The organism is Serinicoccus profundi (assembly GCF_008001015.1).
Taxonomy (GTDB): Bacteria; Actinomycetota; Actinomycetes; order Actinomycetales; family Dermatophilaceae; genus Ornithinicoccus; species Ornithinicoccus profundi.
Map to the genome: position 1 here is coordinate 2,074,762 of NZ_CP042862.1, position 26,820 is coordinate 2,101,581.

At 72.6% G+C, this 26,820-nt stretch carries 18 protein-coding genes and 2 pseudogenes; 6 read left to right on the forward strand and 14 right to left on the reverse strand.

Annotated features, from left to right (window positions below):
* The first annotated feature begins 25 nt into the window (after positions 1-25).
* Complete coding sequence (locus FA582_RS09560; RefSeq protein ID WP_010147616.1) at positions 26-1,354, forward strand: FGGY family carbohydrate kinase; 1,329 nt, start codon at positions 26-28, stop codon at positions 1,352-1,354.
* A gap of 13 nt (positions 1,355-1,367) precedes the next feature.
* On the opposite strand, the gene FA582_RS09565 is transcribed toward FA582_RS09560, so the two are convergent.
* From FA582_RS09565 to FA582_RS09610, 9 genes and pseudogenes are all read right to left on the reverse strand, one after another.
* Positions 1,368-3,206: an AMP-dependent synthetase/ligase gene (locus tag FA582_RS09565; RefSeq protein WP_147899799.1), complete on the reverse strand. Its 1,839-nt coding sequence runs from the start codon at positions 3,204-3,206 to the stop codon at positions 1,368-1,370.
* Between the two features lie 34 nt (positions 3,207-3,240).
* Positions 3,241-4,377, reverse strand: a complete 1,137-nt coding sequence (gene rodA / locus FA582_RS09570) for a rod shape-determining protein RodA (RefSeq protein WP_010147620.1) — start codon at positions 4,375-4,377, stop codon at positions 3,241-3,243.
* 7 nt (positions 4,378-4,384) lie between these two features.
* Positions 4,385-5,350, reverse strand: coding sequence for a bifunctional riboflavin kinase/FAD synthetase (locus tag FA582_RS09575; RefSeq protein ID WP_010147621.1), 966 nt, complete (start codon positions 5,348-5,350; stop codon positions 4,385-4,387).
* 10 nt (positions 5,351-5,360) lie between these two features.
* Positions 5,361-6,289 (reverse strand): annotated as a pseudogene (gene truB, locus FA582_RS09580) (tRNA pseudouridine(55) synthase TruB).
* Positions 6,286-6,738 (reverse strand): 30S ribosome-binding factor RbfA, encoded by a 453-nt coding sequence (gene rbfA, locus FA582_RS09585; protein ID WP_010147624.1) that lies wholly within the window; start codon positions 6,736-6,738, stop codon positions 6,286-6,288. The pseudogene truB and the gene rbfA overlap by 4 nt, the downstream one beginning before the upstream one ends.
* Before the next feature lie 127 nt (positions 6,739-6,865).
* Positions 6,866-9,702, reverse strand: a pseudogene (gene infB / locus FA582_RS09590) (translation initiation factor IF-2).
* A 108-nt stretch (positions 9,703-9,810) separates the two neighbouring features.
* On the reverse strand, positions 9,811-10,215 hold the full coding sequence (locus tag FA582_RS09600) for a YlxR family protein (RefSeq protein WP_147899801.1): 405 nt from the start codon (positions 10,213-10,215) through the stop codon (positions 9,811-9,813).
* Position 10,216: 1 nt separating this feature from the next.
* Positions 10,217-11,248, reverse strand: a complete 1,032-nt coding sequence (gene nusA / locus FA582_RS09605) for a transcription termination factor NusA (protein WP_010147628.1) — start codon at positions 11,246-11,248, stop codon at positions 10,217-10,219.
* The gene (locus FA582_RS09610; protein WP_010147629.1) at positions 11,248-11,763 is read right to left on the reverse strand and encodes a ribosome maturation factor RimP; all 516 of its coding nucleotides are present in this window, start codon (positions 11,761-11,763) and stop codon (positions 11,248-11,250) included. Before FA582_RS09610 ends, nusA begins: the two co-directional genes overlap by 1 nt.
* Before the next feature lie 105 nt (positions 11,764-11,868).
* Between FA582_RS09610 and FA582_RS09615 the strand changes: the two genes are divergently transcribed.
* The 3 genes from FA582_RS09615 to FA582_RS09625 all read left to right on the forward strand — a co-directional run bounded on the left by FA582_RS09615 (position 11,869) and on the right by FA582_RS09625 (position 16,043).
* Positions 11,869-12,837, forward strand: coding sequence for a DUF4439 domain-containing protein (locus FA582_RS09615; protein ID WP_010147630.1), 969 nt, complete (start codon positions 11,869-11,871; stop codon positions 12,835-12,837).
* A gap of 46 nt (positions 12,838-12,883) precedes the next feature.
* Entirely contained in the window at positions 12,884-14,815 is a 1,932-nt protein-coding gene (locus tag FA582_RS09620) for a thioredoxin domain-containing protein (RefSeq protein ID WP_010147632.1), read from the forward strand.
* Between the two features lie 67 nt (positions 14,816-14,882).
* Positions 14,883-16,043 carry an LCP family protein gene (locus FA582_RS09625; RefSeq protein WP_010147633.1) on the forward strand — a complete coding sequence of 387 codons (1,161 nt, stop codon included), beginning with the start codon at positions 14,883-14,885 and terminating at the stop codon, positions 16,041-16,043.
* 56 nt (positions 16,044-16,099) lie between these two features.
* On the opposite strand, the gene FA582_RS09630 is transcribed toward FA582_RS09625, so the two are convergent.
* From FA582_RS09630 to FA582_RS09645, 4 genes are all read right to left on the reverse strand, one after another.
* Positions 16,100-16,900 (reverse strand): TSUP family transporter, encoded by an 801-nt coding sequence (locus FA582_RS09630; protein WP_010147634.1) that lies wholly within the window; start codon positions 16,898-16,900, stop codon positions 16,100-16,102.
* 10 nt (positions 16,901-16,910) lie between these two features.
* Positions 16,911-18,713 carry a proline--tRNA ligase gene (locus tag FA582_RS09635; protein WP_033228930.1) on the reverse strand — a complete coding sequence of 601 codons (1,803 nt, stop codon included), beginning with the start codon at positions 18,711-18,713 and terminating at the stop codon, positions 16,911-16,913.
* A gap of 127 nt (positions 18,714-18,840) precedes the next feature.
* Positions 18,841-20,049, reverse strand: coding sequence for a cysteine desulfurase-like protein (locus FA582_RS09640; RefSeq protein WP_010147636.1), 1,209 nt, complete (start codon positions 20,047-20,049; stop codon positions 18,841-18,843).
* A gap of 110 nt (positions 20,050-20,159) precedes the next feature.
* Entirely contained in the window at positions 20,160-21,752 is a 1,593-nt protein-coding gene (locus FA582_RS09645) for a M28 family peptidase (RefSeq protein ID WP_010147637.1), read from the reverse strand.
* Positions 21,753-21,912: 160 nt separating this feature from the next.
* Here FA582_RS09645 and FA582_RS09650 point away from each other — a divergent pair, with 160 nt between their 5' ends.
* On the forward strand, positions 21,913-23,994 hold the full coding sequence (locus FA582_RS09650; protein ID WP_147899802.1) for a prolyl oligopeptidase family serine peptidase: 2,082 nt from the start codon (positions 21,913-21,915) through the stop codon (positions 23,992-23,994).
* Between the two features lie 24 nt (positions 23,995-24,018).
* Here the strand turns inward: FA582_RS09650 and FA582_RS09655 are convergent, their stop codons facing one another.
* Complete coding sequence (locus tag FA582_RS09655) at positions 24,019-24,873, reverse strand: GNAT family N-acetyltransferase (protein ID WP_010147639.1); 855 nt, start codon at positions 24,871-24,873, stop codon at positions 24,019-24,021.
* Positions 24,874-25,034: 161 nt separating this feature from the next.
* Here FA582_RS09655 and FA582_RS09660 point away from each other — a divergent pair, with 161 nt between their 5' ends.
* Positions 25,035-26,798, forward strand: coding sequence for a glycerol-3-phosphate dehydrogenase/oxidase (locus tag FA582_RS09660; RefSeq protein WP_010147640.1), 1,764 nt, complete (start codon positions 25,035-25,037; stop codon positions 26,796-26,798).
* Positions 26,799-26,820: the final 22 nt, after the last annotated feature.

Here is a 26,820-nt window from a genome sequence, read left to right on the forward strand (position 1 = left end):
CAGCGACTCCAGCGCAACCGGTGAGGTGGTCCGCGAGGGCCGGGGGGCACACCCCAACGGCACCGAGGTCGACCCGGAGCACTGGTGGACCGCCTTCGAGGAGGCCAGCTCCGGTGATCTCCTGGACGGCGTGCAGGCCCTCGCGGTCGGTGGGCAGCAGCACGGCATGGTGCTCCTCGACGAGGCCGACGAGGTGGTGCGCCCGGCCCTGCTGTGGAACGACACGCGCTCGGCGCAGGCCGCCACGGACCTGGTGAGCGAGCTCGGCGGCGCGCAGGCCTGGGCCGACCGGGTCGGCGTGGTCCCGCTGGCGGCCATCACCGTGAGCAAGCTGCGCTGGAGCGCCGAGCACGAGCCCGAGCAGGTGGAGCGGGCGGCCACCTGCGTGCTCCCGCACGACTGGTTGACCGGTCAGATCGCGCGCCGCCTGGGCGGCGGGGCGCAGGGCTGGGTCACCGACCGTGGCGACGCCTCCGGCACGGGCTACTTCGACGCCGCGACCGGCGACTACGACCGGGAGCTGCTGCGTCTCGCGGTCAGCCGCGACCTCGAGCTGCCGACGGTCCTCGGACCCCATGACGAGGCGGGGCGGACCGGCTCCGGGATGGTGCTCGGGCCCGGCACCGGCGACAACGCCGCGGCGGCCCTGGGTCTGGGCCTGTCCGCCGGTGACGTCGTCATGTCGCTCGGGACGAGCGGTACCGCATTCGCCCGGCACGGCTCCCCCAGCCACGACGCCAACGGCGAGGTGGCGTCGTATGCCGATGCCACCGGCGCCTTCCTCCCGCTCGTGTGCACGCTCAACGCGGCGCGGGTCCTCACCGCCGGTGCGCAGGTGCTGGGCACCGACCTCGCGGGCCTGGAGGAGCTGGCGCTGCAGGCCGAGCCCGGTGCCGGCGGCCTGACCCTGCTCCCCTACCTCGACGGTGAGCGCACCCCGAACCTCCCCGACGCCACCGGCACCCTGTCCGGGCTCACCCGCGACAACCTGACCCCGGCCAACCTCGCCCGCGCCATGGTCGAGGGCATGATCCTCGGCGTGGGAGCAGGGGTCGACTCCCTGCGGCGCGAGGGCGTCGAGGTCGAGCGGGTGCACCTCATCGGTGGTGCGGTGGCCTCCCGCGCCGTCCGGGAGATCGCGGCCGATCTCCTCGGGGTGCCCGTGGTGATCCCGGCGGCAGGCGAGTACGTCGCGCTGGGGGCCGCCCGCCAGGCGGCGTGGACCCTACGCGGCGGCGACCTGCCGCAGTGGCCGGTGCCGGTGTCGGCGCAGCTCGAGGCCCAGCCCTCGGAGCAGGCCCGGAAGGTCAGGGAGCGCTACCCGGACCTGCTCGAGACCGTCCACGGTCGCTGACGCACATCGGCCCTCAGTCGGTGTAGAAGCGGTCCAGCTCGTCCTTGTATTTCGCCGTCACGGCCCGCCGCTTGAGCTTCATGCTCGGCGTGAGGTCGCCCTCCTCGATCGACAGGTCATGGTCGAGGATGTGGAACTGCTTGACCTGCTCGTGGCGTGCCAGCTGCTGGTTGAGCTGGTCGAGGTAGCCCTGCACCATCTCCCGGGCGGCGTCGGAGGTGACGATCTGCGCGTAGCTGTCACCCGCCATACCGTTCTTGGCGCCCCACGCCGTGATGGCGTCCGGGTCGAGGGTGATGAGCGCGGAGACGAAGTTGCGGCCGTCGCCCTCGACGATGAGCTGGCTGGCGTAGGGGCAGATGCCCTTGAAGAGCGACTCGATGCGCGAGGGCGCGACATACTTGCCGCCGGAGGTCTTGAAGAGATCCTTCTTGCGGTCGGTGATCCGGACGTAGCCGTCCTCGTCGATCTCAGCGATGTCTCCGGTCGCGAGCCAGCCGTCCTGGAGGGCCTCGGCGCTCGCCTCGTCGTTCTGGTGGTACCCGGTCATGATGCCGGGCCCCCGCATGAGCAGCTCGCCGTCCTCGGCGAGGCGCACCTCGGTGCCGGGCAGCGGCCACCCCACCGTACCGATCTTGTTGACCCCGGCCTTGGGCCGGTTGACGATCGAGGCGGCGCTGGACTCGGTGAGGCCGTAGCCCTCGATGATCGTCAGCCCCATCGCGTCGAACCACCGGGCGATGTCGTGGTTGAGCGCCGCGGAGCCGGAGATGAAGAACCGGATCCGGCCCCCGAAGCGCTCTCGGATCTTGGAGAGCACGAGCTTGTCGGCGAGCGCGTGCTGCGCCTTGAGCAGACCGCCGGGCTCCCTGCCCGAGGCACGGATCTCGGCGACCTGGGTGCCGACACCGCTGGCCCACCCGAAGAGCTTCTCCTTGACCCCGCCCTCGTCGGCCATCATCGTCGTGATCCGGCCGTAGGCCTTCTCGAAGATGCGGGGCGCGGCTCCCATGAAGGTCGGCCTGACCACCGCGAGGTTCTCGACGATCTTGTCGACGCGCCCGTCGACCGCGGTCGGGAAGCCCATCTGCAGGGGCAGCACGAGCAGGCACTTGCCGAAGACGTGGGCCAGGGGCAGCCAGAGGTACTGCAGGTCCTCGGGGCCCAGCAGGTGGACCGCGTCGACCCCGGCACCCTCGTAGGTCCACGCGGAGTGCGGGAGCCGCACGCCCTTGGGCCGACCGGTCGTCCCGGAGGTGTAGATGATCGTCGCGAGGTGCTCGGGGGTGAGCGCGTCGATCCGGGCGTCCACGACCCCCGGCTCGGCCTGCATCCGCCGGCGCCCGAGCTCCTCCAGCTCGGCGAGCGTGATGACGTCGCCGCCGTCACCGGTCCCGTCGATGACGACGATCTTGAGCACCGCGCCGAGCTCGGAGCGGTGCTCGAGCACCTTGGCGACCTGCTCGTCGTCCTCGGCCACGACCACGCGGCTCCCGGAGTCGGTGATGATGAAGGCGACGTCGTCGGAGAGCGTCGTGGGGTAGATGGTGGTCGTGGCGGCCCCGGCACACATCACCGCGAGGTCGACCAGCACCCACTCGATGCGGGTCGAGCACGCCAGGGCCACCCGCTCCTCGGGCTGCACCCCGAGCTCGATGAGACCGGCCGCCATGGCGTAGGCACGCTCCCCCGTCTGGGCCCAGGAGAGGACCGGCCACTCCTCGCCCTCGGGGTAGAGGAAGGCGTCGGTGTCGGGGGTCGCGACGACACGGTCCCGGAAGAGGTGTCCCACGCTCGGGACGCGGTTCTCGATGAGCGCGAGGTCGGGCGTCTCGTCGGCAAGGCGGGCCATGGCAACTCCTGTGTCGGATGGTCCTACAGAGTGCTCATCTTGGCAGGTTCGGCCGCGCCCTCCAAGAGGAACGCGCCGCACCGTCCCGCCCGCTGGCGCACGCCAGCAGGCCGAGGGCCAGCCAGCACGCCAACATCGAGGATCCGCCGTAGGACAGGAAGGGCAGCGGGAGGCCGGTGACCGGCATCAGCCCGAGGTTCATCCCGACGTTCTCGAAGATCTGGAAGCCGAACCACGAGGCCACGCCGACCGCCAGCAGCCGGCCGAAGGGATCCTCGCAGCGCAGCGCGACGATCAGGCCTCGCACGACGAGGAAACCGAGGAGCACGAGCAGACCGGAGGCACCGACGAAGCCCAGCTCCTCACCGGCCACGGAGAAGATGAAGTCGGTGTACTGGTAGGGGATGAACCCTCCCTGGGTCTGCGGGCCCTCGCCGAGGCCGGTCCCCGACCAGCCGCCCGAGCCGATCGCCAGGCGGGCCTGGTGCGTCTGGTAGCCGATGCCCTCCGGGTCCAGGCCGGGGTCGCGGAAGGCGAGCAGCCGGTCGACCTGGTAGGGGTCGAGCAGCGGGATGCGGACGGCGGCCACGACGACGGCGCAGACCGCGACCACCGCGGTGGCCGTCCACCGCCACGACGCCCCGGAGGTCGCCACGACGACGAGGGTGAGCACCCCGAGCACGAGCCCGCTGCCCAGGTCGGGCTGCAGCATGATGAGGCCGATCGGCACCCCGGCGAGGCACCAGGCCGGCAGGACGTCCCGCCACCCGGGCCGGGCGTAGGGGTCGCGGCCCTCGGCGAGGATCATCGCCAGCCCGACGACCAGGCCGATCTTGGCGAGCTCGGCTGGCTGCAGCGAGAACCCGCCGGGCAGGAACAGCCAGGACCTCGACCCGTTGACGGTCTGCCCCAGGGGCGTGAGCACCAGGACGAGGCCGGCGAGCCCCAGGAGGTAGACCCACGGGGCCGCGGCCCGCAGCCACCGCACGTCGAGACAGATGACCGCCAGCCCGAGGACGAGACCGATGGCGGTGTTGACCAGGTGTCGGACCGCGAGGGCGGGACCGGCCCACTCGTGGGTCGCCGACCAGATGAGGACCGCCCCGACGAGGCTCAGGCCGAGTCCGGCGACGAAGGGCGCCCAGTCCGTGCGCAGGAGTCGCTCGCGCACCGCCGGGTCAGTCCCGCGCGAGCAGGGCGCGGCTGCGGTCCACGTCGCGCCGCATCTGGTCGGTCAGCTCCTCGACCGAGTCGAAGCGCACGTTGCCGCGCAGCCGCTCGACGAAGTCCACAGCCACCTGCTCGCCGTAGAGGTCCAGGTCGGTGCGGTCCAGCACGTAGGCCTCGACCGTCCGTTCGGCGACGTCGTCGAAGGTCGGGTTGGTCCCCACCGAGATCGCGGCGGGCAGCCTACGGTCCGGGTCCTCGACGGACCGGCCCGGCCGCTCCAGCCAGCCGGCGTAGACCCCGTCGGCCGGCACCATGCCGACCCGGTCGGGGCCGAGGTTGGCCGTCGGGTAGCCCAGCTCGCGCCCGCGGTGGTGCCCGTGCACCACCGTGCCCGACACCCGGTGCGGGCGGTCCAGGATCCGCAGGGCCAGCCCCATGTCGCCGTCGGCGATGGCCTGCCGCAGCGCGGTCGAGGACCACGTCCGCTGGCCGTGGTCGAGCGCCCCGGCGGTGTGCTGGACCACCACGTCGAAACCGTGGACCTGTCCCAGCTGACGCATCGTGCCCACGTCACCGGAGTTGTGCAGCCCGAACCGGGTGTCCTGGCCCACGACGACCGCTTGCGCCCGCAACGCCTCGACGAAGGTCTGCACGACGAAGTCCTCGGGCGGGAGCAGGGCATACTCCCGGGTGAACTCGATGACGACGACGCCGTCCAGGCCCGCCTGCTCGAGCAGGTCGAGGCGGTGCTCCAGACCGGCGATCTCCTTGGGGGCCCGCTCCGGGTGCAGCACGGCGACCGGATGGGGGTCGAAGGTCACCGCCACGGCGGGCAGTGCACGCTCGCGGGCCAGGTCGGTCACGGTCCGCAGGACCGCACGGTGACCGAGGTGGACGCCGTCGAAGTTGCCGAGCGTCGCCACGGTCGGGCCGAGGTCGCCCGGGAGATCCTCCAAGCTGGTCCAGCGATGCACGGGCGTCACTCTAACCGGCGTCGGCGGGAGCCAGGACCACGTGCGCGCGCGCCTGCTCACCGGACTCGTCGAGGACGGCCACGAGGTGCCCGTCGGGGGCGAACGCGGCGACGGGCTCCGCCCGGCCAGGCTGCGCGGAGGGTATGCGCTGCCCGTAGCCGAGCGCGCGGGTCGCGGCCTCGTCGAGCTCCCGCGCGGTCAGGTGGCCCGGGCCGCGTCGGCGAGCGGCAGCAGCCGGTGGGCCGCGACGCCCTCGGCGGCGAGGTCCTCCAGCGAGGTGGCGACATCGAGCCCGAGGCCACCGACCCGGGTGCGCCGCAGCGCGGTGAGGTGACCGCCGACGCCGAGGGCGGCGCCGAGGTCGCGGGCCAGCGCCCGGACGTAGGTCCCCGAGGAGACCTCGACCGTCACGTCGAGGTCGACGACTGCACCGCCGGGGCGGACGTCCTCCACGTCGAAGCGCGCGACCCGCACCGGTCGGGCCGCGAGCTGGACATCCTCTCCCGAGCGCACCCGCGCGTAGGACCGCACTCCCCCGACCTTGATGGCGCTCACTGCGCTGGGCACCTGCTGCAGGTCGCCCGTGAGCTCGTGGACCGCGGCACGCAGCTGCGCCCCGGACACCCCGGACGCGTCGCTGCTCGCGGTCACCTCACCCTCGGCGTCGTCGGTGAGCGTGCTCTGCCCGAGGCGGATGGTCGCGGTGTAGGCCTTGTCCCGACCGACGAGGAAGGTGAGCAGCTTGGTCCCGCGCCCCACCCCGAGGACGAGGACGCCGGTGGCCATGGGGTCCAGCGTGCCGGCATGGCCGACCTTCCGCGTGCCGCAGAGCCACCGGGCCCGGGCGACGACGTCGTGGCTGGTCCACCCGGCGGGCTTGTCGACGACGAGCAGTCCGTCACCCACGAAGGGTGGGCGGTGGGTCGTGGGCCCGCTCATGCGCCGGGGGCGCCGGTCTCGTCCTCCTCGGTCCGGGGCTTGCGGTAGGGGTCGGCCTCCCCGGCATACTCCGAGGCGCGACGGCCCGCCGCGAGCTCGGCGTCCCGGGCGGCGACCTGCCGCAGCAGGTCGTCCATGTGCTGGGCGTCCTCGGGCAGGGCGTCGAGGATGAACTCCAGGGTCGGCGTGAGCCGGATGCCGAGGCCCTTGCCCACGAAGCTGCGCAGTCGCCCGCGGTAGGCCTCGAGGATCTCCGCTGCCACCTCGCGATCGGCGTCGTCACCGAGGACGGTGTAGAAGACGCTGGCCTGCTGAAGGTCACCGGTCACCCGGACATCGGTGATGGTGATGAAGCCGACGCGCTCGTCCTTGACGACCTGGGCGAGCCCCTGGGTCACCAGCTGCTTGGTCCGCTCGGCGATCCTGCGTGCGCGTGCCTGGTCTGCCATGTCTCCTCCTGGGGGTCGCTGGCCTCCCCCGGGGCACCGGGGGCCGACCCATCCTACGGATCGTGGGCGCGCCTCCGGCCCCGCCCCACCGAGGGGACGGGGCCGGAGGCGTGCCGTGGGATCCGCGTCAGGTGCGCGGGATCTCGCGCATCTCGTAGGTGGTGATGAGGTCGTCCGGCTGGACGTCGTTGAACGACCCGAGGTTGACACCGCACTCGAAGCCCTCGCGGACCTCGGTGACGTCGTCCTTGAACCGCCGCAGGCCGGCGATCTGCAGGCCCTCGGTGATGACGACCCCGGAGCGCGTGATGCGTGCCTTAGCCCCGCGCCGGATCTCGCCGCTCCTGACCATGCAGCCCGCGACGTTGCCGAACTTGGAGCTGCGGAAGATCTCGCGGATCTCCGCCGTCCCGGTCTCGACCTCCTCGTACTCCGGCTTGAGCATGCCCTTGAGCGCGTTCTCGATGTCCTCGATGGCCTGGTAGATCACCGAGTAGTACCGGATCTCCACGCCTTCCTTGTCCGCGTAGTCGGCGTTCTGGCCTTCCGCACGGACGTTGAAGCCGAGGATCACCGCGTCGGAGGCGACCGCGAGGTTGATGTTGTTCATCGTGATCGCACCGACGCCGCGGTCGATGATCCGCAGGTCGACCTCGTCGCCGACGTCGATCTGCAGCAGCGCGTCCTCCAGCGCCTCGACCGAACCCGACACGTCACCCTTGAGGATGAGGTTGAGGGTCTCGACCTTGCCCTGCGCGAGCGCCTGGTTGAGGTCCTCGAGGCTGATCCGCTTGCGCGACTTGGCCAGCGCGGCCTGCCGGTCGGCAGCCTCGCGCTTCTCGGCGATCTGTCGGGCGGTGCGGTCATCGGGCGCCACCAGGAAGGTGTCACCCGCCCGGGCGACGGTGTCCATACCCAGCACCTGCACCGGCCGCGACGGAGTCGCCTCCTGCAGGTTGGTGCCGTGCTCGTCGAGCAGCGCACGCACACGACCGTGGCTGCCACCGGAGACGATCGCGTCACCGACCCGCAGGGTGCCCTGCTGGACGAGGACGGTCGCCACCGCTCCGCGGCCCTTGTCCAGGTTGGCCTCGATCGCCACACCGCGCGCGTCCTTGTCGGGGTTGGCCCGCAGGTCGAGCGCCGCGTCGGCGGTGAGCAGCACGGCATCGAGCAGCTGGTCGATGTTGAGCTGGTTCTTGGCCGACACGTCGACGAACATCGTCTCGCCGCCGTACTCCTCGGCGATGAGGTTGTACTCGGTCAGCTGACCGCGCACCTTGGCCGCATCAGCACCCTCGACGTCGATCTTGTTGACCGCCACGACGATCGGCACGTCCGCCGCCTGGGCGTGGTTGAGCGCCTCGATCGTCTGCGGCATCACGCCGTCGTCGGCCGCGACCACGAGGATCGCGATGTCGGTCACCTTGGCACCACGAGCACGCATGGCGGTGAACGCCTCGTGACCCGGGGTGTCGATGAAGGTGATCGCGCGCTCCTGGCCATCGTGCTCGGTGTGGACCTGGTATGCGCCGATGTGCTGGGTGATGCCACCCGCCTCGTCGGCGCCCACGTCGGCCTGCCGGATGGCGTCCAGCAGCCGCGTCTTTCCGTGGTCGACGTGACCCATGACGGTGACCACCGGGGGCCGCGCCTCGAGGTCCTCGTCGGACTCGGCGTCGGCCTCGGCGTCGAGGTCGATGTTGAAGGAGCTGAACAGCTCGCGCTCCTCCTCCTCCGGGGAGACGACGCGGATGACGTAGTCCAGCTCGGCGCCGAGCACACCGAAGGTGTCCTCGTCGAGCGACTGGGTCGCGGTGGCCATCTCGCCCAGGTGGAAGAGCACGGTCACCAGCGACGCGGGGTCGACGTTGATCTTGTCCGCGAAGTCGGTCAGCGAGGCACCACGGCGCACCGTGATGGTCGCGCCGTTGCCGCGGGGCACGTTGACGCCGCCGATGGCGGGCGCCTGCATCGCCTCGAACTCAGCGCGCTTGGCCCGCTTCGACTTCCGTCCGCGGACCTTGCCGCCGCCACGACCGAACGCGCCAGCCGTACCGCCGCGACCCCGGGGGCCGCCACCGCGACCACCTGCGGGGCCGCGGAAGCCACCGGGACCACCCGTGGGGCCACCGGGGCCCACCGGGTCGACCGCGGCCGCCGCCCCGCGCGGGGCGTTCGCCGGGGCGCGGCACTGCCGTGCGCTCGGGCATCATGCCGGGGTTGGGGCGCGGACCACCGGGACGGGGCCCGGCAGCGCCGGTCCCCTGACGTGCGGCCGGACGCTCCGCACCGCCGCCGCTGCCACCACGGCTGCCGCCCGGTCGCGGCATACCCTGGCTCGTCGCGAACGGGTTGTTGCCCGGACGCGGGGCGCACCGGGGCGATCCCCTGGCCGCCCTGACCACCGCGGCGGTCGCGCGACTGCCCCATGCCCTGGTTGGAGCTGTAGGGGTTGTTGCCCGGGCGCGGACCCGGCTTGGCGCCGGGGCGCGGGGCCTTCGGCGTCGCCTTGGCGGCGGGCGCCTGAGGGGTGGGCGCAGACTCGGGCGCGGCCGGCTTCTCCGGCGTGGCCTTCTCCGCCGGCACCTTCTCCTCGGGAGCGCTGGGCGCGGGCCGGGTCGGCGCGGGCTTCTCGGCGCGGGCCGGCGCCTCGAGCTTCTCCGGGCGCGCGGGCGTCTCGGTCTTCGGCGCCGCCGGTGCGGGCGTCGGCCCGGGGGTGGGCACCGGGCCCGGCCTGGGGCCTGGCGTCGTGGGGGCCTTGGTGGCGGGAGCCTTGGTCGCCTCGCCCGACGCCGACTCGGCGTTGGCGGGCGGGTTCTCCCGGATCTTGCGGACGACAGGCGGCTCGATGGTCGACGACGCCGACCTCACGAACTCTCCCTGGTCCTTCAGGTGGGCGAGCAGCTCTTTGCTCTCGACCCCGAGCTCCTTGGCGAGCTCATAAACCCTGAGCTTTGGCACGGTGTGGTGTCTCCTTGGTGTTGGCGCCACGACCGAGCCCGCTCGGGGAGGTCGCAGCTAGTGCTGGTGGGTGCTCATCGCTGAGTACTCATCGGGTGCTCATCAGCGTCAAACCCGCTTCCGGTGTCCTCGATGACAGGCCCGTCGGGCCCGCCCGTGCTGCGTCTCACCGGTCCGGTCGGTCCGGTGAGGTCCTTTCATCCGTGCTGCTCCGGCGCCCCGTGGTGGCGCGTCCGCCAGGTCGATACGCGCCGTAGCCGTGAGGCGGAGGGCGCGGATGACGCTGCGACGAGCCACTGCGGACTCCACGCACTCGGGGCGGGGATGCACGTAGGCACCTCGCCCCGGGAGACGTCTGCGCTCGTCGGCGACGACAGATGATGATCCGTCGTCGTCCCGTCGAGCGACCAGCCGCAGCAGCGCGGCCTGCTCGTCCCGGCGCCGACACCCCACACAGGTGCGGACAGGTCGCCCTGCCCGCGTGGAGGAGTCAACTCCGTTCCGACCCTTCATGCTACACGCCGGGGTCGGCCGACGGTGCGCCGGCCTCGGCGTCGACCTGCTCCTCGGTGTCCGCCCTGATGTCGATCTTCCAGCCGGTGAGCCGGTTCGCGAGCCGGGCGTTCTGCCCCTCACGGCCGATGGCGAGCGAGAGCTGGTAGTCGGGCACGACGACCCGGACCTGCTTGGCCCGGGGGTCGACCACGAACGCCGAGGACACCCGTGCCGGGGACAGGGCCGCGGCCACGAAGGCTGCCGGGTCCTCGGCGTAGTCGACGATGTCGATCTTCTCGCCCTGCAGCTCGGCCATGACGGCCCGCACCCGCTGGCCCATGGGCCCGATGCAGGCGCCCTTGGCGTTGACGCCCGGGACGGTCGAGTGGACGGCGATCTTGGTGCGGTGCCCCGCCTCCCGGGCCAAGGCCTCGATCTGGACGGTCCCGTCGGCGATCTCCGGCACCTCCAGGACGAACAGCCGACGGACGAGGTTGGGGTGCGTCCGCGAGAGCATGATCTGCGGGCCGCGCATCCCGCGCTTGGCGCTGACGACGTAGCAGCGCAGCCGCTGCCCGTGCTCGTAGGTCTCCCCCGGGACCTGCTCGGAGATCGGTAGCTCCCCCTCGATGGTGCCGAAGTCGACCAGGACCCGACGCGCGTCGTTGGACTGCTGGATGATCCCGGAGACGATGTCGCCCTCTCGCCCACGGAAGTCACCGAGGATGGCATCGTCCTCGAGGTCGCGCATCCGTTGGGTGATGACCTGACGGGCGGTCGAGGCCGCCACCCGGCCGAAGCCCTCCGGCGTGTCGTCGTACTCCGGGCCGGGGTCGCCGCGGGTGCCGTCCTCCAGCACCGGGGCGTCCTCCCGGGCCCAGACCGTGACGTGGCCGCTCTTGCGGTCCAGCTCGACACGGGCCTGCCGGGCGTGCCCGTCGATCCGCTGGTAGGCGGAGAGCAGGGCCTGCTCGATGGCCTCAGCGATGACGTCCATGGGGATCTCACGCTCACGTTCGAGCAGGCGGAGGGCAGCCATGTCGATATCCATCATGCGTCCTTCGCGTCGGTACGGGTGAACTCCACCTGGACCTGGGCCCGGGTCACCTCGGACAGCGGCAGCGGGTGGTCCAGGTCCTCCAGCTGCAGCTGCTCGGGCCCGGCGGAGGTCAGGCGGGAAGTGGTGCTGGTGCCGTCGGTGCGGACCACCTTGAGCAGCCGACCGACGTTGCGCCGGAAGTGCTCGGGGCGGGTGAGCGCCCGATCGATACCGGTCGAGCTCACCTCGAGGGTGTAGGGACGCTCGCCCATGATGTCGCAGCCGTCCACGGCGGCCGACACGAGCCGGGTCGCCTCCGACACCTCATCGAGGCTGAGCGGCTCTACGGGGGAGGTCAGGTCGTCGGCGGGCAGCGAGGAGAGGTCACGGGCGAGGAAGACCCGCACCAGGCGGCGTCGGCCGGCCTCCTGGACGGTGACCTCGTCGACGACCACGTCGAGACCACCACGGCCCAGCGCCTCGGAGGTGTGCTGCGTGATCGTCGCGGCTGCTGCGCGTGCGTCCATGCGGAGCTCCTCGTCTCTTCTGCTGTGGTCGGGCCGGGCACCCAGGGATGCCCGGCGCGGTGCTGCTCGGGGTCACACACCCTACCGTCTGCGAGGATGGCGGTCATGCCCGCCATCGCCTCCTCCCGCCGCGGCCTGCTACGCGTGGGAGCGTGGGCTGGAGCCTGCGCGGTGTTGGCCGGGTGCAGCGGTGAACGCCTGCGGACGCCGTGGTCGCCCGACCCCACCGCCGCACCCGATGGTGGGCGCGAGGCGCCGGACCTCGCGCTGCTGCAGCAGGCCCGCGACCGGGTGGAGCGCTATCGGATGCTGCTCGCCCGGACCGCTCCTCCCGGCGCCCGACGCCGACAGGCGCAGGCGTTGGACGAGCTCTGGCTGGTGCAGGTGGAGCGGCTCGACCTGGTCATGTCGACCCTGCGAGGCGGAGCGGGGGACTCTGCGCCCGCGACCTCCGACGCCGCAGTTGACGATGCCGCGGTCTCCTCGGGTCAGCCCCTGGACCTGCTGGACGTCGGCCGTCAGGTGCGGGACGACCTCCCCGCGGTCCTCACCGACCTCGCGGGCTCGACCCCGGTGCACCGGCCCATGCTGCTGGCGCTCGCCGCTCAGCACCTCTCGGCCGCGGAGGGCCTCGGAGCCGGGACGGACTGGCCGGAGCTCGTCGGACCGACCGGCACAGCGGCGGTCCCGGTGCTGGCCACCACACGACCTGCGGTCTTCGCCCTGGAGGTGGTCGCGGCCCGGTCCGGGGGCGAGGAGCGCGAGACCTATGAGTCCGTGCTGGCCGACCTGCGCTCGGTGACCCGTTCGCTCACCACCCTGGCGGGGGACGCCGCCCCGGTGCCGCCGCTGGGCTACGACCTGCCGGAGCCGTTGGCGGACGCCACCGAACGGCGGGCCCTGGCCCGTGCCGTGGTCCAGGACATCGCCCCGTCGGTGCTCAGGGTGGGCGACCGGGCGGGCGCCGACACCGAACAGGTCGAGGCATACCTCCGGCTCGTCATGCAGGCCACCCTCTGGGGCGCGCAGCTGGGGACTCCGGAGGTTGCCTTCCCGGGGATGACCCTGCCCTGAGCCGCCCCACCCGTGGGGTCTCGCACGAACGGGGCAGACTGGGCCCATGCCGAACCGCCTGCAGAGCAGCACCTCCCCCTACCTCCTGCAGCACGCCCACAACCCGGTGGACTGGTGGGAGTGGGGCGAGGACGCCTTCGCCGAGGCGAGTCGGCGCGGGTGCCCCGTCCTGCTGTCCGTGGGGTATGCCGCCTGCCACTGGTGCCACGTCATGGCGCACGAGTCCTTTGAGGACGAGGAGGTCGCTCAGGTGCTTCGGGAGGGCTTCGTCGCGGTGAAGGTGGACCGCGAGGAGCGCCCGGACGTCGACGCGGCCTACCTGAGCGCCACCACCGCGCTCACCGGTCAGGGCGGCTGGCCGATGACCTGCCTGCTCACCCCCTCGGGCGAGCCGTTCTGGGCAGGCACCTACCTGCCCCGCGACCAGTTCCTGCAGCTGCTGCGGACCGCCGCCGAGCAGTGGGAGCAGGACCGCGACCGGCTCGAGGAGGGCGCGGGCCAGATCACCTCCGCGCTGCAGGAGGCGCATGCGCGAGCCGCGTCCACGCGGGTCGGGACCGACCTCGACCTGCACGCGGCCGTGGCGACGCTGGGCACCGAGCACGACCCGCAGTGGGGAGGTTTCGGCGGGGCACCGAAGTTCCCCCCGTCGATGGTGCTCGCCTTCCTGCTGCGCCACCACGCCCGCACCGGCGACGAGCGGGCGCTGCACATGGTCCGGTCCACCGCTGAGCACCTCGCCCGGTCCGGCACCTACGACCAGGTGGGCGGCGGCTTCTCCCGGTATGCCGTCGACCGGGCCTGGGTGGTCCCCCACTTCGAGAAGATGCTCTACGACAACGCCCTGCTGCTCGGGGTGTATGCCGACCTGGCGCGCACCGACGAGACGTCCCGCCCGTGGGCCGAGCGGGTGGTCCGCGAGACCGTCGAGTGGCTCGTGCGTGAGCTGTGGACCGAGCAGGAGGCCTTCGCCAGCTCGCTGGACGCCGACACCGACGGCGTCGAAGGAGCCACCTACACCTGGACCCGGTCCGAGCTGGCGGCCGCCCTCGGCCCCGAGGACGGCGAGCGGGCCGCCGACCTGCTGGGCGTCACGAGCCGCGGAACGTTCGAGCACGGCCGCTCGACCCTCCAGCTGCGCGAGGACCCCGCGGACTGGCGGTGGTATGCCGGGATCCGGCAGCGCCTGGACGTCACCCGCAGCCTGCGCGCGCAGCCGGGCCGGGACGACAAGGTGGTGACGGCGTGGAACGGCCTCCTCATCAGCTCCCTGGCCCACGCAGGGTGGGTCTTCGACGAGGAGGACTGGGTCGACCTGGCCGCTCGGTGCGCGCGCTTCCTGCTGCGCGAGCACGTCGTCGACGGACGGCTGCGCCGCAGCTCGCGGGACGGCGTCGTCGGCGGTGCGCTGGCCGTCGCCGAGGACTTCGGCAACCTCGCCGACGGCCTCCTGGCCCTGCACCGCGCCACGGGTGACCCGCACTGGCTGGTCGAGGCGGAGCAGCTGCTGGAGCGTGGGGTCGACCTCTTCGGCCAACCGGACGGAGGTTTCGCGGCCACCGGGCACGACGGCGAGCAGCTCTTCGTCACACCCACGACGACCGGCGACAACGCCGAGCCGGGCGGTCTGTCGGCCCTCGCGCTCCCCCTGGTCCGAGCGGGGGCCCAAGGCGCTCGCCCCGACCTGCTGGAGCGTGCTGACGAGGCGCTGCGCGTCGTGACAGCTCCCGCCCAGCACGCACCTCGCTTCGCCGGCTGGTCGCTCGTGGCGATGGAGGAGCTCGCCGCCGGGCCGGTCACGGTCCAGCTCGGCCCCGACGCGTCCCCCGAGCTGGTGCGGGCGGCACGGCATACCCCGGTGGGCACCCTGGTCATGGGTGCGGTCGGACCGGTCGACGGGCTCGAACCGGGGCAGGCGCTCGTCTGCCGAGGAACGGTCTGCGGCCTCCCGTCATCGGACCCCGCGTCGCTGCCCTGACCCCTCGTCACGTCCATATCCGGTGCTGCGCGCCCCCACCGGTGCACGAGTTTGCGAGGATGGACCCGTGCGCATCTCCCGAGCCCTGGCCACGGCCACCGCAGCCCTCGTGCTGGCGTCCTGCGGCGGCGCCGACACCTCCTCCACCCAGGTCGCGCCCACCTCGGCGGACCCGGACAGTGCGACGGGGACGGCCAGCGCGGGGCCGGCGCCCGACACGGGGGTGACCTCCGCCCCACCGGAAGCCGACTCCCCCGCGTCGGCGGTCCCGACCACCGCGACCGACTCGGCCGGCGCGACCGGCTCGGGTGGCTCGACCGCCACCGGCGACGACGACACCGCAGCGTCGGCCACGTCGACCTCGAGCAGCCCCGAGCCGACGACGCAGGAGCCGGAGGCCTCGCCGCTCGGGGGCGGCCCGGTGACCATCCTGCTCATCGGCACCGACTCCCGCGATCCGGCCTCCATGGGTGGCGCCTCGGACACCATCATGCTCATGCACCTGCCCGAGGACCGCGAGGAGATCGCCCTGGTCTCGCTGACCCGGGACATGTGGGTCGACATCCCCGGTCTGGGGCAGGGCAAGATCAACTCCGCCTTCGCCCGGGGCGGCACCGACACCCTGCGGGCCACCGTGTCCGATCTGCTCGGCGGGGTCGAGATCGACTACGTGCTGCAGTCCAACTTCCAGGGCTTCATCAACCTCACCCGATGGCTCGAGGGCTTCGAGGTGGACAACCAGCACGCCTCGTCGGTGACGGTCGGCTCGACCGGGCGGCAGGTGGTCTTCGAGGAGGGGGAGATCTGGCTGGAGAACACCGACGGGCTGATCTACTCCCGTGAGCGCAAGACGCTGCCCCTCGGCGACCTCGACCGCACCGAACGTCAGCGCGCCGTCCTCATCGGGATGATGGACCGGATGCAGGAGCGCCTCGAGGAGGATCCGCAGGACTTCCCCGAGCTCGTGGCCAACCTGCGCGACAACGTCAAGGTGACCGGTGACCTCGACGTCGCCGACTTCGTGGCGCTGGCGCCGCTGCTCACCGAGCTCGACCCGGAGGACACGATCTCCCTCATGGTCCCCATCACCGGCTTCGACATGATCGCCGGTCAGTCGGTCAACATCGTGGACCGCGAGCAGACGTCGGCCCTCGGCGAGGCGCTCCGGGAGGACTCCCTGGAGGAGTATGTCGAGCGCTGGGGCACCGGCTACGCGCCGGGCGGCTGACCGGCACATCGGCGCAGCCCCGGGAGGTCGAGGGGTCGACCGGTCCCCCCGGTCGCTCAGCCGGTGAACTGCACCCAGGTGTCGTAGCCGATCTTGACGACGAAGGCGGCGACCAGGACGACGAAGACCATGCGCACGAAGCCGCTGCCCCGTGACACCGCGACCCGCGCCCCGAGGTAGCCGCCCAGCACGTTGGCCGCCCCGATGAGCAGTCCCACCGACCAGACCACCGCCCCCTGGGGGATGAAGACGACCAGCGCTGCGAGATTGGTGGCCAGGTTGGCGATCTTGGCCTTGGCGCTGGCCTCGAGGAAGCCATACCCCAGGACGCTGACCAGCGCGAAGACGAAGAAGGAACCGGTGCCCGGCCCCAGCGCCCCGTCATAGGTGCCGACCGCCAGACCGATGAGGACGGTCGACCCGACGTGCCGCCGCCTCGAGTGCCCGAAGCGCAGGGCCTGCATCTGCCCCATCGAGGGCTTCATGAGTGTGTAGGCACCGACCGCGACGAGGACGCCGAGGATGATCGGGTTGAAGGCCGCCTTGGAGATGGAGAAGGCGAGCACCGCACCGGACGCGCCGCCGCAGAAGGCGGCCCCGGCCAGGGGCAGGGCGGTCCGCAGATCGGGTCGGATCCGCCGCAGGTAGGTGATCGCGCTGGTGGTGGTGCCGCAGATCGAGCCCACCTTGTTGGTGGCGAGCAGCTGCACCGGGCTCGCCCCGGGGAGGGCGACGAGCAGGGCCGGCAGCTGGATGAGGCCGCCCCCGCCCACGACCGCGTCGATGAACCCGGCCACCAGGGCGGCGAGGGCGAGGAAGACCAGGACCCGAGGCTCGAGATCGAGAGCCTCCAGCACCCCCGCGACCTCAGCCGGCCGAGGTGGCGGTCGAGCCCCGCACCTCGGAGAGCACCTCGGTCACCGTGGCGTCGAGCGTGACCTCGCGGCGCTCGCCGGACCGGCGGTCCTTGATCTCGACCACGCCGTCGGCGAGTCCCTTGCCGACCACGACGATCGTCGGGACGCCGAGCAGCTCGGCGTCCTTGAACTTCACGCCGGGGCTGACCTTGGGCCGGTCGTCGTAGACGACCTCCAGGCCCTGCGCCTCGAGCTCGGCGACGAGTCCCTCGGCGTGCTCGAAGACCGCCTGGTCCTTGCCCGTCGCGACGACGTGGACGTCGGCGGGGGCCAGCTCGCGCGGCCACACCAGACCCAGCTCGTCGTGGGTGGCCTCCGCGACGGCGGCGACCGCGCGGGAGACACCGACCCCGTAGGAGCCCATGGTCACCGTGACGAGCTTGCCGTTCTCGTCGAGGACCTTGAGGTCCAGCGCCTCGGCGTACTTACGCCCGAGCTGGAAGATGTGGCCCATCTCGATACCCCTGGCCAGGGTGAGCGTGCCGGCGCCGTCCGGGCTGGGGTCGCCCTCGCGGATCTCCGCGGCCTGGATGGTGCCGTCGGCGGTGAAGTCCCGGCCGAGGACCAGGTCGAAGACGTGCTTGCCGTGCTCGTCGGCGCCGGTGACCCATGCCGAGCCCTCGGCGACAGAGGGGTCGAGGAGGTAGCGGATGCCGCTGCCGCCCGAGTCTGCGGTGCTCTCCCCGAGGACACCCGGTCCGATGTAGCCCTTGGCGAGCATCGGGTAGGCGGCGAAGTCGGCCTCCTCGAAGGGGCGCCAGGTGGCGGGCGCGATCTGCGCCTCCAGCCGCTTGGCGTCGACGTCACGGTCACCGGGCAGGCCGATGGCCAGCGGCTCGGTGGTGCCGTCGGGGTGGGTGAGGAGGACCACGACGTTCTTGAGCGTGTCGACCGCCGTCCAGGGCCGGCCGTCGGCCCGCGGGTGCAGCGCGTTGCCCTGGTCCACCAGGGACGCGATGGTCGGGCTGTCGGGGGTGTCCTCGACATGGGCGGCGGGGATCGCCTCGACGACGGAGGCGTCGACGGCGGGCGCCTGGGGCACGACGACCGCCTCGACGTTCGCGGCATACCCGGAGGCCTCGCAGCGCACGAAGGTGTCCTCGCCGATCGGGCTGACCGCGAGGAACTCCTCGCTGGCCGAGCCGCCCATGGCGCCGGAGTCGGCGTAGACGATGACGTAGTCGAAGCCGAGCCGGTCGAAGATCCGGATGTAGGCCTCGCGGTGCCGCGCGTAGGCCTCGTCGAGCCCCTCGTCGCTCACGTCGAAGGAGTAGGAGTCCTTCATGATGAACTCGCGGCCGCGCAGCAGGCCGGCGCGGGGACGCGCCTCGTCGCGGTACTTCGTCTGGATCTGGTAGAGCGTCAGCGGCAGCTCCTTGTAGGAGCTGAACATGTCCTTGACCGCGAGGGTGAACATCTCCTCGTGGGTCGGGCCCAGCAGCATGTCGACGCCCTTGCGGTCCTGCAGCCGGAAGAGGTTGGGGCCGTACTCGGTCCAGCGGCCGGTCGCCTCGTAGGGCTCGCGCGGCAGGAGGGCGGGGAAGCTCAGCTCCTGGCCGCCGATGGCGTCCATCTCCTCGCGGACGACGCCCTCGACCTTGCGCAGGACCTTGAGCCCCAGCGGCAGCCAGGAGTAGACGCCCGGGGCGGCCCGCCGGATGTAGCCGGCGCGCACGAGCAGCTTGTGCCCGGGCAGCTCGGCGTCGGCCGGGTCCTCGCGCAGGGTCCGCAGGAACAGGGTCGACAGGCGCATGACCACGTGGGGGCACTCCTCGGTGAACGGTGTCGCGGGGTATGCCGGGTTCCCGGCGCTACGAGGGTACCTTCCGGCCCCGCAGCGCTTCGACGCCAATTCCGGCCCGGGTGGGCCTGGCATGTGGTCAGCGGGCGGCCGCGACCTCGGCGACCCCCGCGAGCAGGCGGTCGACGTCGTCGGTGCTCGTGTAGGGCGCCATCCCTACCCGCACCCCGCCGGCCGGGCCGAGCCCGAGCCGGTGGGCGAGCTCCCAGGCGTAGAAGTGCGAGGCCGGCGCGTTGACGCCCCGGGTGGCCAGGTGGCGGTGGACGGCCGACGGCTCCACCCCCTCGAGCGTGAACAGCAGCGTCGGGGTGCGGTGGGCGGCCCGGGACCACAGCGTGAGCCCCTCGACCTGTCGCAGCCCGTCCTCGGTGCGCTCGCGCAGGGCGTCCTCGTGCTCCTCGACGGCCGCGAAGGCGCTGGTGAGCCGCTCGGGTCGGGAGCCGCCCACGCCCCAGCCCGCGATGACGTCGACGGCCGCCGCCGCGCCGGCGAGCAGCTCGTAGGGCAGGGTGCCCAGCTCGAAACGCTCGGGCACCGCGTCGCTGGAGGGCAGCAGCTTGTCCGGCCGCAGCTCCTTCAGCAGGTCGGCCCGCGCCGCGAGGACCCCGAGGTGCGGGCCGAAGAACTTGTAGGGCGAGCAGGAGAGCAGGTCGGCCCCGAGCGCGGCCCGGTCCACCCGGGCGTGCGCGGCGAGGTGCACGGCGTCGACGTGCACCAGCGCACCGGCCGCGTGCGCGGCGTCGGCGAGGGGCCGGACGTCGGGCCGGGTGCCGATGAGGTTGGCCGCCCCGGGGACGGCCACGAGGCGGGTCCGGTCGGACAGGACGGCGGTGAGCGCCTCGAGCGGCAGCTCACCCGTCGCGGCGTCGACCTCGGCCCACCGGACCGTGGCACCTGCCGCCTCCGCAGCGAGGACCCACGGTCGGATGTTGGCGTCGTGGTCCAGGGAGGTCACGACCACCTCGTCCCCGGGGCCCCAGCGCTGCTCCCGGGCCAGGGTGCGGGCGAGGTCCATGGTCAGCGCGGTCATGCTCCGGCCGAAGACCACCTCCCCCGGCTCCACGCCCAGCAGGTCGCCCAGGGCCGAGCGGGCGCTGGAGACGACCTCCTCGGCGGCCTGCTCCGAGGCGGTCACCACGCCCCTGTTGGAGATGGCGCTGGTCAGCGTGGCGGCCACCGCCTCGGCCACCGCGCTCGGCGTCTGCGAGCCGCCGGGGCCGTCGAAGAAGGCGATCCCGGACTGCAGGGACGGGAACTGCGCGCGGACGGCGGCGACGTCGAGAGGCATACCCCTCAGCCTAGGTGTCGCCACCCGGCCACCCCACCTCTCGTCCACCCGTGGGGTGTGGTGGATGTGGGTCGCCAGGGCGACCCACATCCACCACACAGGCCGGGCGGTTACTCGTGCTCGCCCTCGTGGTCTGGGTCGTGGCCGTCGTCGCCACCGAGCGGACCGGCGAAGGTGTGCTCCGGCCCGGCCGGGGCCGGGATGGTGAACCGGCCGGGGACGCTCGCCCCCCGGACGCCGTTGACGCCCTCGGTCGACATGGCGTAGCGGAAGACGGCGAAGGCCACCGCATCCGCGTTGACCTCGAGGGCCTCGTGGCTGAGGTTGTCGATCGTGTCGCAGGCCTGGTGGTAGCACTGGTCGAAGGACTCACCGGCCACGCCGCCCCAGACCGCCTGCTGCTCCGGCGTCTTGACGACCTCGGCGCCAGTGAACAGACCACCGGAGGGGATGCCCTCATTGATGAAGGCCTGGTAGTCGCTGCGACCGCTGAAGGCCGAGTCGTCGTAGGGCTCGCCCCGCAGGGTGTAGAACGACTCGAAGGTGCCCTCGATGTGCTCCGACCCGGCGGGCACCGTGACCGGGGCCTCGAAGCTGGACTCGTTCGCGTCATACACGCCGAAGTAGTAGTTCGGCGAGGCGATCATGTCGAAGTTGAGGTAGAGCGCGATCTCCTCGAGCTCCTCGGGCGTCCGCTGTCCGACCCACTCGGTGGAGCCGATGAGACCGAGCTCCTCGGCGCCCCACCAGGCGAGTCGCACGGTGTTCTCGGGGCGGGACTTGCTCATCTGCTGGGCGACCTCGAGCAGCCCGGCGGATCCGGAGCCGTTGTCGTTGATGCCAGGACCAGCGGTCACCGAGTCGAGGTGGGCACCGGCCATGACGACATTGCCCTCCGCCCGGCCGGCGAGCTCGCCGATGACGTTGTAGGACGTGACCTCGGTGAACTGCACGGACACGCGGGCGGTCGAGCCGGCCTGGGCCAGCGAGACGCCCGAGTCGAAGGAGGTGCCGACGACGGGGATGTCGACGATGTCCTGCCCGCCGAGCGTCGGGTTGAGGACACCGAAGCGGTCACCAGCGCTCGTGTCGCCCTGGTTGAAGATGATCACTCCGCCGGCACCGGCCGCCTCGGCGTTGAGCGCCTTGACCCCGAAGGCGCAACCCCCACGTTGGACCAGCGCGATCGCGCCGGCGGGGAAGCCGGCGAAGTCCGCCGCCTCGCAGCCGCTGGTGTTGGCCCGGTCGCCGACGAGGTTGATGTCCACCGGGACGACGGCGGCGGTGACCTCGCCCTCACCGGTGCCCGTGGCGTAGCGGTGCGGATGGCTCGCGGCCAGCGGGGTCAGCTGGTCGAGCTCGGAGTCGGCCGCGTCGTAGGTGAAGGGCACGACCTCGGCCGACCAGCCCGACGCCTCCAGCGTCTCGACGACGTAGTCGACGCTGGCCTGGTAGCCCGGGGTGTCCGAGGCGCGGTTGCCGCCGTGGGCGTCCGCGATGGCCTGGAAGGCCTCCATGTGCTCCAGGACGCCGTCGAGGGTGACGCACTCCAGGAGCTTGGCGTAGGTGTTGTTGGTGCGGCTGTCGCAGCCGGTCTTCCCTGCCGGGGCGGCCCCTGAGGGCACGGCCACCAGCGAGGTGGTGATGAGGGCGGCGGCAGCCGCGGCGCCCAGCGTGCGCCGAGGGCGCAGGCGAGATGTCATGAGGACTCCTTCGTCACTCCGGACGGGTGCCCGGTCGGGTACCCAGGGGTCAAGGTAGTCCTGGCTCCGCGTCCGTGCGTGGATTGCTGCAGCGACACCTCCCCACCGCGGTGGGCCGAGGCCCCGCGGTGTCCTGGGACGCGTGTGATGAGGTAGGTGGGTGACTGAGCAGACCGAGCAGACCGACGCCCACGTCTGGCTGGAGGAGGTCGAGTCCGAGCGAGCCCTGGCCTGGGTGCGCGAGCGCTCGAGCGCCAGCGAGGAGGGGCTGCGGGGCGACCCGCGCTTCGCGCAGCTCCACGGCGGGATCCAGGAGGCCCTGGAGGCCAGCGACCGGATCCCCCTCGTCGCCCAGGCGGGAGACCACCTCTACGGCTTCTGGACCGACGCGGACCACCCGCGAGGGGTATGGCGTCGCACCAGCTGGGAGTCCTACCGCACGCAGGACCCGGAGTGGGAGGTCCTCGTCGACGTCGACGCGCTGGCCGCGCAGGAGGACGTGCCGTGGGTGTGGCAGGGCGCGAGCCTGCTCCGGCCCGGGTGCGACCGCGCGCTGGTCCACCTGTCGCGGGGCGGCGCCGACGCCGGCACCACCCGGGAGCTGGACCTCGGGACCGGTGAGTTCGTGCCCGCGCCCGAGGGCTTCGCCAAGCCCGAGGCCAAGGGCCGGCTGGCCTGGCGGGACCGCGACCACGTCTACCTCACCACCGCGCAGGACCCGACCGGCGCGACCCGGTCGGGCTACCCCCGCACCGCACGCCTCTGGCGCCGCGGCACCCCCGTCGAGCAGGCCGAGGTGGTGCACACCATCCCCGAGGACGACCTGGGACTCTTCGTGCACCACGACCAGGATCGCTCGCAGACCGTCCTCACCCGGGTTCCGGCCTTCTACCGCGAGCAGACCCTCGTCGTCACCGGGGACGGCGTGCAGGCCCTGGACCTGCCGGAGACCGCGTCCGTCTCCGTGCACGGCGACAAGGTCGCGGTCGAGCTCCGCCACGCCTGGCGGCCCGACGGCACCACCGAGCACGCACCGGGCTCGCTGCTCGTGGCCCCGCTCGCCGCGGTGCTCGCCGACCCCACGTCGGCACCCTGGGCCCGCCTCGTCACCCCGGACGACCGGTCCGCGCTCGTCGACGTGACGTGGACCGCCCACCAGCTGGTCACCACCACGCTGCGGGACGTGCGGCATACGGTCCAGGCGCACCGGGCCACCGCTGACGGGTGGGTCAGCACCGACCTCACCGACGCCCTGGAGATCGGTCTCCGCTCGGTCAGCGTGTCCGCGGTCGACGACCATGCGAGCGACGACCTCTGGCTGGTGACCACCGGCTTCCTCGACCCGATGACCCTCTCCCTGGCTCAGCTCGTGGAGTCCACCGAGTCCACCGACGGCGTCGCGCTCGAGCCGCTGCGTCAGGCCCCCGCGCGCTTCGACGCCTCCGGGCTGGGCGTCACCCAGGAGTGGGCCACCTCCGCCGACGGCACCCGGGTGCCCTACTGGCAGGTCGGGCCCGCCGACCTGCCGCTGGACGGCACGACGCCGACCGTCCTGCACGGCTACGGCGGCTTCGAGCATGCCCTCACCCCCGCCTACGACCCCATCGTCGGGCGTGCCTGGCTGGCGCACGGTCACGTCCACGTCGTCGCGGGCATCCGCGGTGGTGGCGAGTTCGGCCCGCGCTGGCACCAAGGAGCCCTGCAGGAGAACCGCCACCGCGCCTACGAGGACTTCGTCTGCGTCGCCCGCGACCTCGTCACCCGCGGCGTCACCTCCGTCCCACGGCTCGGGACGACCGGCCGCAGCAACGGCGGCCTGCTCGTGGGCAACATGCTCACCGGCTACCCCGAGGACTTCGGGGCGATCGTCTGCCAGGTGCCGCTGCTCGACATGGCGCGCTACCACCAGCTGCTCGCCGGTGCGTCGTGGATGGCGGAGTACGGCGACCCGGACGACCCCGAGCAGTGGGGTTGGCTCCAGACCTTCTCCCCCTACCACCGCTTCGACCCCGAGCGCCCCACTCCCCCGGTCTACCTCGCGACCTCGACCCGCGACGACCGCGTGCACCCGGGGCACGCGCGCAAGATGGCGGCGCTGCTGGAGGAGCACGGGCGCGACGTGACCTACTGGGAGAACACCGAGGGCGGGCACGGCGGCGCGAGCACCGCGGCGCAGTGGGCGACCTGGCACGCGCTCGCCTGGGCGTTCCTGCACGAGCGGATCACCGACCCGGTGTCCTGACAGCCCGCCTGGGCCGGTGCCGCCTCAGAGCAGGACCGTGGCGAAGGTCCCCGTCTGCACCATGCCGACGCGGCGGTAGGTCGCGAGCGCCCGCGCGTTGAAGTCGTTGACGTAGAGGGTGACGACCGGGGCGACGTGGCGGATCGTGTGCTCGACCACGGCCGCCATCGCCGGCGCGGCCATCCCCTGGCCGCGCCACCGCGGATGCACCCACACGCCCTGGACCTGCGCCACCCCGAGCGCCACCGAGCCGAGGTCGGCCTTGAAGACGACCTCGCCGTCCTCGACGCGCACCAGGGTGTGGGACTGGTCGATGAGCCCGGCCACGGCCCGCCGGTATGCCGTGGCGTTGCCGCGGTAGGGCGGGTAGCCGATCTCCTCGGTGAACATCGCGGCCGCCGCCGGGACGACGAGGTCGAGCTCCTCGGCCCGCGCCGGGCGGACCAGGGGGTCGATCGGCACCCCGACCGAGCTGGGCAGGGCCTGCATGGTCATCACGGGCTGGCTGCGGCGGACCTCGCGAGGCTCGCCCCAGTGCGGCTCGAGCCGGGCCCAGAGGTCGAGCACCTGGTCGGCCGGGCCGAAGATCGAGCTGGCGCTCGCGCGGCGCTTGACGACCTTGCCGGCCAGCGCCCCCAACGCGCGCGGCCCGGCCTCGACCGGGACGACGTTGGCGGCGCACCAGCACAGCGCGTGGTCCCCGCCGGACTCGTAGCCGAACAGCGGCCCCCGCGTGCCGATGAGGCCGCTCTCCCGGATGCGGGCGGCGACGAAGACGTTGGTCACCGGGTCCTGCGCGCAGACGTCGAGGGCACGGCGGACGTCCTGCAGGCCGTAGGCGCGCACGCTCGACATACCGGAGCCCAGGGTGCGCAGCATGGCCCCAGCCTGCCGCACCCCGACCGACCGCGCGACACCGGCCACGCCGCGGGGGTGGACGCCACGTCATCCGGGCCCTGTGCCACCCCTTGCCAGTCGCGTAGTGTCAGGGCAGGATCGGAACCCACCGCGGGACCGCCCCGCCACCAGGAAGGTCACCCATGCAGCCACGCCCACTCGACCCGGCCAGCCGCGACCAGGCCCTCCAGGCCCTGAGGGACTCCAGCGCCGGGGGCGAGCCGCTCGACGTGCTCGTCATCGGTGGCGGGGTGACCGGGGCGGGAGCCGCCCTGGACGCCGCCACCCGCGGGCTGTCCACCGTCATCGTCGAGGCCCAGGACTGGGCCTCCGGCACCTCGCAGTGGTCGACCAAGCTCGTCCACGGCGGCCTGCGCTACCTCCAGATGCTCGACTTCAAGCTCGTCCACGAGGCGCTCACCGAGCGCGGCCTGCTGCTCAAGACCCTGGCCCCGCACCTCGTCAAGCCGATGCCCTTCCTCATCCCGCTGGAGCACCGCGTGTGGCAGCGCGCCTACTACGGTGCCGGCGTCACGCTCTACGACCTCCTGGCCAACATCATGCCGGGCCGTCGGGCGCTGCCGATCCACCAGCACACCACCCGCGGCGGGCTGAGCAAGCAGTTCCCCGACCTGCGCCACGACACGGCGATCGGCGCCGTGAAGTACTACGACGCGACCGTCGACGATGCCCGGCTCGTCTCGACCCTGGTCCGCACCGCCCACACCTACGGCGCCGAGGCCGCCAGCCGCACCGAGGTCGTCCGCATCGTCAAGGACGAGCACGGCACCGCGATCGGCGCCGAGGTGGCCGACCTCGAGACCGGCGAGCGCTTCGAGGCCCGCGCCCGGCACATCATCAACTGCACCGGCGTGTGGACCGACGACGTCTCCGAGCTGGCCGACACCGACGGCGGGCTCAACGTCCTCGCCTCCAAGGGCATCCACCTCGTCATCCCGCGCGAGCGGATCCAGGGCACCTCGGGCCTCTTCCTGCAGACCGAGAAGTCGGTGCTGTTCTTCATCCCGTGGTCGCGCTACTGGATCCTCGGCACCACGGACACCCCGTGGGAGCTGAACCGCCAGAACCCGGTCGCCACCGCGTCGGACATCGACTACGTCCTCGACCACGCCAACGCCGTCCTCAAGACGACGCTCACCCGCGACGACGTCGTCGGCTGGTATGCCGGTCTGCGGCCGCTGCTGCAGCCCGGCACCAAGGAGGGCACCGACTCGGCGAAGGTCAGCCGGGAGCACACCGTCGCCAGCCCGGTGCCGGGGCTCACCGTCATCGGGGGCGGCAAGCTCACGACATACCGCGTCATGGCCAAGGACGCCGTGGACTTCGCGCTCGGCGGCCGCGCCGAGGACCTCCCGTGCATCACCGACCAGATCCCGCTGCTCGGCGCGGTGGGCGAGGCGGCGATGCGGCGACGGATGCCGCAGCTGCGCGAGCGGTTCGGGTGGAGCGAGCAGCTGACCGACCACCTCCTGCACCGCTATGGCTCCCTCGTGGAGGAGCTCCTGGCCCTTATCGAGCAGGACCCCTCGCTCGCGCGGACGCTGGAGCACTCCACGGCATACCTGCGCGCCGAGGTGGCCCACGCCTGCCGCACCGAGGGGGTCCTGCACCTCGAGGACCTCATGATGCGCCGCACCCGGCTCATCTACGAGGCTCCGGAGAAGGGCCTGGCCACGGTGCCTGAGATCGCCGACATCGCCGCGGCCGAGCTCGGCTGGGACGAGGAGAAGAAGCAGGCCGAGATCGAGGCCTACTCCGCTCGCGCCCGGGCCGAGATCGCGGCCGCGCAGGAGCCGGACGACCAGAGCGCCGCCGGGGTGCGCGCGCACCTCGGTGAGGTGGCCCCCCTGCAGGCGATGGGGTCGGTCGCCCAGACCACAGATTGACCAACGGCCCGGGCGCCCGCCC

Excerpts from the sequence above, each read along its gene's own strand:
- FA582_RS09565 (WP_147899799.1), bottom strand. The coding sequence starts at position 3,206 with ATGGCCCGCCTTGCCGACGAGACGCCCGACCTCGCGCTCATCGAGAAC.
- rbfA (WP_010147624.1), bottom strand. The coding sequence starts at position 6,738 with ATGGCAGACCAGGCACGCGCACGCAGGATCGCCGAGCGGACCAAGCAG.
- FA582_RS09600 (WP_147899801.1), bottom strand. The coding sequence starts at position 10,215 with ATGAAGGGTCGGAACGGAGTTGACTCCTCCACGCGGGCAGGGCGACCT.
- nusA (WP_010147628.1), bottom strand. The coding sequence starts at position 11,248 with ATGGATATCGACATGGCTGCCCTCCGCCTGCTCGAACGTGAGCGTGAG.
- FA582_RS09610 (WP_010147629.1), bottom strand. The coding sequence starts at position 11,763 with ATGGACGCACGCGCAGCAGCCGCGACGATCACGCAGCACACCTCCGAG.
- FA582_RS09615 (WP_010147630.1), top strand. The coding sequence starts at position 11,869 with ATGCCCGCCATCGCCTCCTCCCGCCGCGGCCTGCTACGCGTGGGAGCG.
- FA582_RS09620 (WP_010147632.1), top strand. The coding sequence starts at position 12,884 with ATGCCGAACCGCCTGCAGAGCAGCACCTCCCCCTACCTCCTGCAGCAC.
- FA582_RS09635 (WP_033228930.1), bottom strand. The coding sequence starts at position 18,713 with ATGCGCCTGTCGACCCTGTTCCTGCGGACCCTGCGCGAGGACCCGGCC.
- FA582_RS09640 (WP_010147636.1), bottom strand. The coding sequence starts at position 20,049 with ATGCCTCTCGACGTCGCCGCCGTCCGCGCGCAGTTCCCGTCCCTGCAG.
- FA582_RS09645 (WP_010147637.1), bottom strand. The coding sequence starts at position 21,752 with ATGACATCTCGCCTGCGCCCTCGGCGCACGCTGGGCGCCGCGGCTGCC.
- FA582_RS09655 (WP_010147639.1), bottom strand. The coding sequence starts at position 24,873 with ATGCTGCGCACCCTGGGCTCCGGTATGTCGAGCGTGCGCGCCTACGGC.
- FA582_RS09660 (WP_010147640.1), top strand. The coding sequence starts at position 25,035 with ATGCAGCCACGCCCACTCGACCCGGCCAGCCGCGACCAGGCCCTCCAG.